The organism is Streptomyces sp. NPDC054841, from assembly GCF_053611045.1.
On record NZ_JBSGZO010000458.1, the window covers coordinates 1 to 6614 of the forward strand.

5 protein-coding genes and 1 pseudogene are annotated in these 6614 nt (G+C 68.7%); 5 read left to right on the forward strand and 1 reads right to left on the reverse strand.

Annotated elements, in window-relative coordinates; translation table 11 throughout:
* From ACWGI8_RS36470 to ACWGI8_RS36480, 3 genes are all read left to right on the forward strand, one after another.
* Window positions 1-955: family 2B encapsulin nanocompartment shell protein (locus ACWGI8_RS36470; RefSeq protein ID WP_453667693.1), on the forward strand; the 955-nt coding region annotated here is incomplete at its 5' end.
* 97 nt (window positions 956-1052) lie between these two features.
* Window positions 1053-2414 (forward strand): family 2 encapsulin nanocompartment cargo protein terpene cyclase, encoded by a 1362-nt coding sequence (locus ACWGI8_RS36475; protein ID WP_453667695.1) that lies wholly within the window; start codon window positions 1053-1055, stop codon window positions 2412-2414.
* Window positions 2415-2429: 15 nt separating this feature from the next.
* Entirely contained in the window at window positions 2430-3314 is an 885-nt protein-coding gene (locus ACWGI8_RS36480; RefSeq protein ID WP_453667696.1) for a geranyl diphosphate 2-C-methyltransferase, read from the forward strand.
* A 117-nt stretch (window positions 3315-3431) separates the two neighbouring features.
* Here the strand turns inward: ACWGI8_RS36480 and ACWGI8_RS36485 are convergent, their stop codons facing one another.
* Window positions 3432-5348 carry a propionyl-CoA synthetase gene (locus tag ACWGI8_RS36485; protein WP_453667698.1) on the reverse strand — a complete coding sequence of 639 codons (1917 nt, stop codon included), beginning with the start codon at window positions 5346-5348 and terminating at the stop codon, window positions 3432-3434.
* 310 nt (window positions 5349-5658) lie between these two features.
* Here ACWGI8_RS36485 and ACWGI8_RS36490 point away from each other — a divergent pair.
* Both ACWGI8_RS36490 and ACWGI8_RS36495 read left to right on the forward strand, forming a co-directional pair.
* Window positions 5659-5826, forward strand: a pseudogene (locus tag ACWGI8_RS36490) (IS5/IS1182 family transposase); the annotation flags it as partial.
* A gap of 217 nt (window positions 5827-6043) precedes the next feature.
* Window positions 6044-6592: a DUF1062 domain-containing protein gene (locus ACWGI8_RS36495; RefSeq protein WP_453667700.1), complete on the forward strand. Its 549-nt coding sequence runs from the start codon at window positions 6044-6046 to the stop codon at window positions 6590-6592.
* The last annotated feature ends 22 nt before the right edge of the window (window positions 6593-6614 follow it).

The following is a 6614-nucleotide window of genomic DNA, read 5'->3' on the forward strand; positions in this document are numbered from 1 at the left end:
CGCGGTCGCCGTACTCGCCGCCGGCGGCCGGTTCGGTGAGAACGCCCTTCTGGACGCCGACGCCAGGTGGGACTGCACCGCCACTGCCGAGACCGCCGGCACCCTGCTCACCCTGTCCCGCGCCGACTTCGCCGCCGTGCTGTCCGCGGCGCCGAGCCTCCGGGCCCACGTTCAGCAGTTCAGCTCGCTTCCCCGGCAGCGGCAGAACCGTCACGGAGAGGCCGAGATCGCCATGTCGGCCGGCCATACCGGCGAAGTCGACCTGCCGGGCGCCTTCGTCGACTACGAACTCAACCCGCGCGAGTACGAACTCTCCGTCGCGCAGACCGTTCTGCGGGTCCACACGAGGGTGGCCGACCTCTACAACGGGCCGATGAACCAGACCGAGGAGCAGCTCAGGCTCACCATCGAGGCGCTGCGTGAGCGCCAGGAGCACGAGCTGATCAACAACCGGGAGTTCGGCCTGCTCCACAACGCCGACTTCAAGCAGCGGATCCAGACCCACTCAGGCCCGCCCACCCCGGACGACCTCGACGAACTGCTCTGCCGCCGCCGCGGCACCAAGTTCTTCCTCGCCCACCCCAGGACGATCGCGGCGATCGGGCGTGAGTTCAACGCCCGCGGGCTCTATCCGGACCACGTCGACGTCGGCGGGCAGCAGGTGCCGGCCTGGCGCCAGGTCCCGATCCTGCCCTGCAACAAGATCCCCATCAGCAAGGAGAGCACCAGCTCGATCCTCGCCATGCGAACCGGCGAGGACAACCAAGGCGTCATCGGTCTGCGTCGGACCGGCCTGCCGGAGGAGTACGAGCCGGGCCTGTCGGTGCGTTTCATGGGCGTCAGCGAGCAGGCGATCATCTCGTACCTGGTCACCACCTACTACTCCGCCGCCATCCTGGTGCCCAACGCGCTCGGCGTGCTGGAGGACGTGCAGATCGCCCGCAGGCGCGACTAGAGGATCCGTCCGGCGGCCACGACAGCCCAGACCCTCCCGCGCCGGGCGAGCATGCCCGGATCCGGGACGGCCCACCCACCTCACCAAGGAGCTACGGATGCCCGATCCTGGGCTTTCTCCTCTGCAGTCGAGCCTTCCTGCCGCTGCGGCCCGCTTCGGGGCCACTGTTCTCGCCGGCGCCCACGCCGCAGGTGCCGAAGCCGCCGCCGGCGCCCTGCCCGTCCTGCCTGCTCCGCCCGCTCCGCCTTCCGCCCCCGTCCCTGGCGCAAGAGCCGTGCCCGCAGACGTGTCCGTACCGGACGACGGCCCGGGTGGCGATCCGATCGCTCAGCACGTGCGGGAGGGCGCCGCCGCAGCGAGGCGACCGAGCCCTGTCCTGGAACGGATCCTGCGCGGCCCCAGTGGTCTGGGCACGGCGAGCCTGCGCCTGGTCCGGCGCGAGGAGCCGCCGGCGCATCCGGCGCCCGAGGCACCAGCGGAGGGCAAACCGATCCCGGGCCTCTACCACCACCCGGTGCCGGAGCCCGACCCGACGCGGGTGGAGGAGGTCAGTCGCAGGATCAAGGACTGGGCGGTGGACGAGGTCGAGCTGTACCCCGAGGAGTGGGAGGGCCAGTTCGACGGCTTCTCCACCGGGCGCTACATGGTTGCCTGCCATCCCGACGCTCCGACTGTCGACCACCTGATGATCGCTGCGCGGCTGATGGTCGCCGAGAACGCGGTCGACGACTGCTACTGCGAGGACCACGGAGGTTCGCCCATCGGCCTCGGCGGACGCCTCCTTCTGGCGCACACCGCCCTCGACCCCCTTCACGCGACGAGGGAATACCAGCCGCAGTGGGCGGAGTCGCTCCACGCGGACGCCCCGCGGCGCGCCTACCGCTCCGCCATGGAGTACTTGGTCCGACAGGCCACCCCCTCCCAGGCCGACCGGTTCCGGCACGACATGGCCCGTCTGCACCTGGGGTACCTCGCGGAGGCCGCCTGGGCCCAGACGGACCACACGCCCGAGGTGTGGGAGTACCTGGTGATGCGGCAGTTCAACAACTTCCGTCCATGCCCCACCATCACCGACACCGTCGGCGGCTACGAACTGCCGGCGGACCTGCATGCCCAGCCCGCCATGCAGCGTGTTCTCGCGCTCGCCGGGAACGCCAGCACCATCGTCAACGACCTGTACTCGTACACCAAGGAACTTGCCGGCCCCGGTCGGCACCTGAACCTGCCCGTGGTGATCGCCGAACGTGAGGGCATCGCCGACCGGGATGCCTATCTGAAGGCGGTCGAGGTCCACAACGACCTCATGCACGACTTCGAAGCCGAAGCCGCCGCTCTGGCCGCCGCCTGTCCCGTCCCGAGCGTGCTGCGCTTCCTCCGGGGAGTGGCCGTATGGGTCGACGGCAACCACTACTGGCACCAGACCAACACCTATCGATACAGCCTGCCCGATTTCTGGTAAGAAATGGAGTTCTCTGTGACCAGCACCGAGCTCACCACCATCAACGGCACCTCCGCGTTCGTCCCCGCTCCCGCGTCGCCCTACCAGGGTGACATCGCCCGTTACTGGGATCACGAGGCCAGGCCCGTGAACCTGCGACTCGGCGATGTCGACGGGCTTTACCATCACCACTACGGCATCGGCGACGTCGACCACGCCGCCCTCGGCGACGCAAGCGGCAGCGAGTACGAGAAGAAGCTGGTCGCCGAACTCCACCGTCTGGAGTCGGCGCAGGCCGAAGTCCTCCTGGACCACCTCGGCTCCATCGGGCGCGACGACACGCTCGTGGACGCCGGCTGCGGCCGGGGCGGTTCGATGGTCATGGCCCACCAGCGGTTCGGATGCAAGGTCGAGGGCGTCACCCTCTCGGCCAAGCAGGCCGATTTCGCGAACCAGCGCGCCCATGAACTGGGCATCGAGGACCATGTTCACGCCCGCGTATGCAACATGCTCGACACGCCCTTCGAGACGGGGCGGGCCGCTGCCTCGTGGAACAACGAGTCGAGCATGTACGTCGACCTGCACGACCTCTTCGCCGAGCACTCCCGCATCCTCGCGGTCGGCGGCAGCTACGTGACCATCACCGGCTGCTGGAACCCGCGCTACGGGCAGCCCTCGAAGTGGGTCTCCCAGATCAACGCGCACTTCGAGTGCAACATCCACTCCCGCCGGGAGTACCTGCGCGCCATGGCCGACAACCGTCTCGTACCGCAGACCATCATCGACCTGACTGCTGCGACCCTCCCCTACTGGGAGCTGCGGGCCACGTCTTCCCTGGTCACCGGCATCGAAGAGGCGTTCATCAACTCCTACAAGAACGGCTCCTTCCAGTACCTCCTGATTGCGGCCGACCGGATCTGACCGACCGCCGGCTGAAGGGGCCGGGCCCGTCAGCCGACGGACCTGGCCCCTTCGGGGCAGCGGCTCGTGGGGCGTCGCTCGACGCCGGACCTCAGTTCTCTCTGGTACCGCGTGGTCTCAAGGGCGCTCGCGCAGGATGGGCAGCAGTGCGTCGAGCACGGAGGCGTCCTCGATGGTCGCGGGGACCGGCTCGTCCCGGCCGTCGGCGATGCCACGCATTGTCTTGCGAAGGACCTTGCCGGAGCGGGTCTTCGGCAGTGCCGGGACGACTGCGACGTCGCGGAAGGCCGCGACGGGGCCGACGTCGCGCCGGACGGCCGCCACGAGTTCGGTGCGCAGCTGCTCCGGGTCCGGGTCCGCGCCGGACTTGAGCACGACGAGCCCGTAAGGCACCTGTCCCTTGAGAGGGTCGGGGACGCCGATCACGGCGCATTCGGCGACCGCGGGGTGGGTGGCCAGGGCGGCCTCGATGGCACCGGTCGACAGGCGGTGTCCGGCGACATTGATCACATCGTCGGTACGGCCCATGACGAAGAGGTAGCCGTCGTCGTCGAAGTAGCCGGAGTCGCCGGTGTGGTAGTAGCCGGGGAACCGGCTGAGGTAGGACTCCACGAACCGGTCGTCGTCGTTCCACAACGACTGGAGCGCGCCCGGGGGCAGCGGCAGCCGGATCGCGATCTCGCCCTCCCGGCCGGGCGGCAGCGGTCGTCCCTCGTCGTCCAGGATCTGCACGTCCCAGCCGGGGACGGGCACTGTGGCTGAACCCGGCTTGACAGACATCGCCTCCAGTCCACGTGGGTTGGCCGCGATCGGCCAGCCGGTCTCGGTCTGCCACCAGTGATCGGTGACCGGGACGCCGAGGGCCTGGGAGGCCCAGTGGTAGGTCTCCGGGTCCAGACGTTCGCCGGCGAGGAACAGCGAGGTCAGGGAGGTGGTGTCGTACTTGGAGAGCTCCGCGGCGGCCGGATCGGCCTTCTTGATCGCCCGGATCGCGGTCGGCGCGGTGAAGATCGCTTGCACGCCGTACTCCTGGACCACCCGCCAGAAGGCGCCCGCGTCAGGGGTACCGACGGGCTTGCCCTCGTAGACCACGGTCGTGGCGCCGACCAGCAGCGGGCCGTAGACGATGTAGCTGTGGCCGACGACCCAGCCGACATCCGAGACGGTCCAGAAGACGTCGCCGGCGTGGATGTCATAGATCGCGCCCATCGACCAGGCAAGCGCGACCGCGTGCCCGCCCGCGCTGCGCAGCACCCCCTTGGGGCGGCCGGTCGTGCCGGAGGTGTAGAGGATGTAGAGCGGATCGGTGGCCGCGACCGGGACCGGCTCCACGGGCTGCGCGCCGGGCACGACGTCGGCCCAGTCCAGATAGCCGGCGCCCAGATCGGCCCTGAGGGTCTCGCGCTGGAGCATCAGGGTGTGCTCGGGCCGGTGGGAACTGAGCGCAAGTGCCTCGTCCAGGATCGGCTGGTAGGCCACCACGCGGTTGGGCTCCAGCCCGCAGGAGGCGGCGATGACCAGTTTGGGACGGGCGTCCTCGATCCGGGTGGCGAGCTCCTTGGGCGCGAACCCGCCGAACACCACCGAGTGCACTGCTCCGATCCGGGCGCAGGCCAGCATCGCCATCACGGCCTCGGGGACCATCGGCATGTAGATGACGACCCGGTCGCCCCTGCCGACACCCAGTCCGGTCAGCGCACCGGCGAGACGTGCCACCTCGTCACGCAGTTCGCGGTAGCTGAACGACCGCTTCCCCGGGACCATCGCCGAGTCCCAGATCAGTGCCGTGCGCTCGCCGGCTCCGCTCGCGACATGCCGGTCCAGTGCGTTGGCGCAGGTGTTCAACTCGCCGTCCGGAAACCAGCGGTAGAACGGAGCATCACTGCTGTCGAGGGCACGCGACGGCGGCACCGTCCAGTCGACCAGTCGCGCCGCCTCCAGCCAGAAGCCTTCTGGATCGGTGAGGCTCCGGTGACGGCTCTCCCTGTAGGTTCCCACTGTCGTTCTCCTCTGATCTCGGCGCCGCCGCTGCATGAGGACCGCGGACGCAGTTCGCGTTCGAGTCCCGCCGGCGCCGGACATCGATGCCGGTTTCGGTTCTTGAAGCTGGTTCTAGCGGCCCGACGCCGTGACCGCACGGTCTTCGCGCCTGTGGCGAGTCCTGTGCTTACGCGCGCGACCTGGGGGCGGCTCTGCCGAATGGTACGCAGAGCCCTGCCAACACACGCGGCAATCCCGGACGGAGTTCCGGGCAGCCGGTCGCAGGGGCCGCCGCGCGTCATCGGTCCAGCCGAGGCACAGTATGACAGCGCGTCCGTTGCTCCGGCCCTGGTGCAGCGGCAACGGCGGTGGGCCCGCCGGCTTCGACAAGACGATCCACAAGCGTAGGAACGAGGTCGAGCGGACGATCAACAGGCTCAAGAACTTCCGTGCCGTGGCCACGAGGTTCGACGAGCGGGCCTACGTCTTCCACGGCACCGTCACCGTCGCCGCGATCTGGCTCTGGCTTCGTCCATGGTCCGCCGGACAGAACCTGACGGTGAGGCGCTCGAAAACCAGTGGAGCAGCGCCGTTGTGCGCCATTACCGTGCTGCTGAACCAAGTCGTCTGGTCAAGGACGTGCCGTTGTACACCCTGTGAGACCTCCCGAGCGCTGATTCGTCGCGCGTCGCACATGTGCGCCGCGCTTCTTTTTGCTGCGGACTTCTCACTGAAACCGGTGTACTTCTGTGCTCAACAACTGGGTGGTCGTGCCCACCTGCCTGCCGCTCGCTCTCCGCCGTTGCCACGCGTGCGCGTCCGAGCGCTTCCGGGCAAGCGGTAAGTTTCGCGTCAACGCAAACCACAAGCTCATCGACGCCTGGCTCCTCGTGCTCTGTACCGCTTGCGGGGAAACTGCAAAGCTCACGGTCCTGGAGCGGATGAATGTGCGCTCCGTACGACCTGAGCTGCTGGACCAGCTGCATGACAACGACCCTGGCCTGACAACTGAGCTGCTCCAGGATCCGGTCGTGCGGCGCCGTAATCGCATCGCCCTCGACTGGGACAACGCCTGGCGCCTCGACACCGGCGGATCGGATCACCTGGACCGCGAGGTGATCGACGTCTCGGTCCGCTTTGCGGCGCGGATCCCTGTCCGGCCGGTGCGACTGATCGCTGAAGGTTGCGGCCTTTCGCGGGCCGAGGCCGAGAGACTGATCACGGAGGGGAAACTCGTTTCGGCAGTCCGGCTGAGCGGCAAGCTCTCCGGCGACTTCACCTTCACGCTCAAGCGCTGAGCCCTCCCCGGGACCAGGGGCC

Excerpts from the sequence above, each read along its gene's own strand:
- ACWGI8_RS36485 (WP_453667698.1), bottom strand. The coding sequence starts at position 5,348 with ATGCAGCGGCGGCGCCGAGATCAGAGGAGAACGACAGTGGGAACCTAC.
- ACWGI8_RS36475 (WP_453667695.1), top strand. The coding sequence starts at position 1,053 with ATGCCCGATCCTGGGCTTTCTCCTCTGCAGTCGAGCCTTCCTGCCGCT.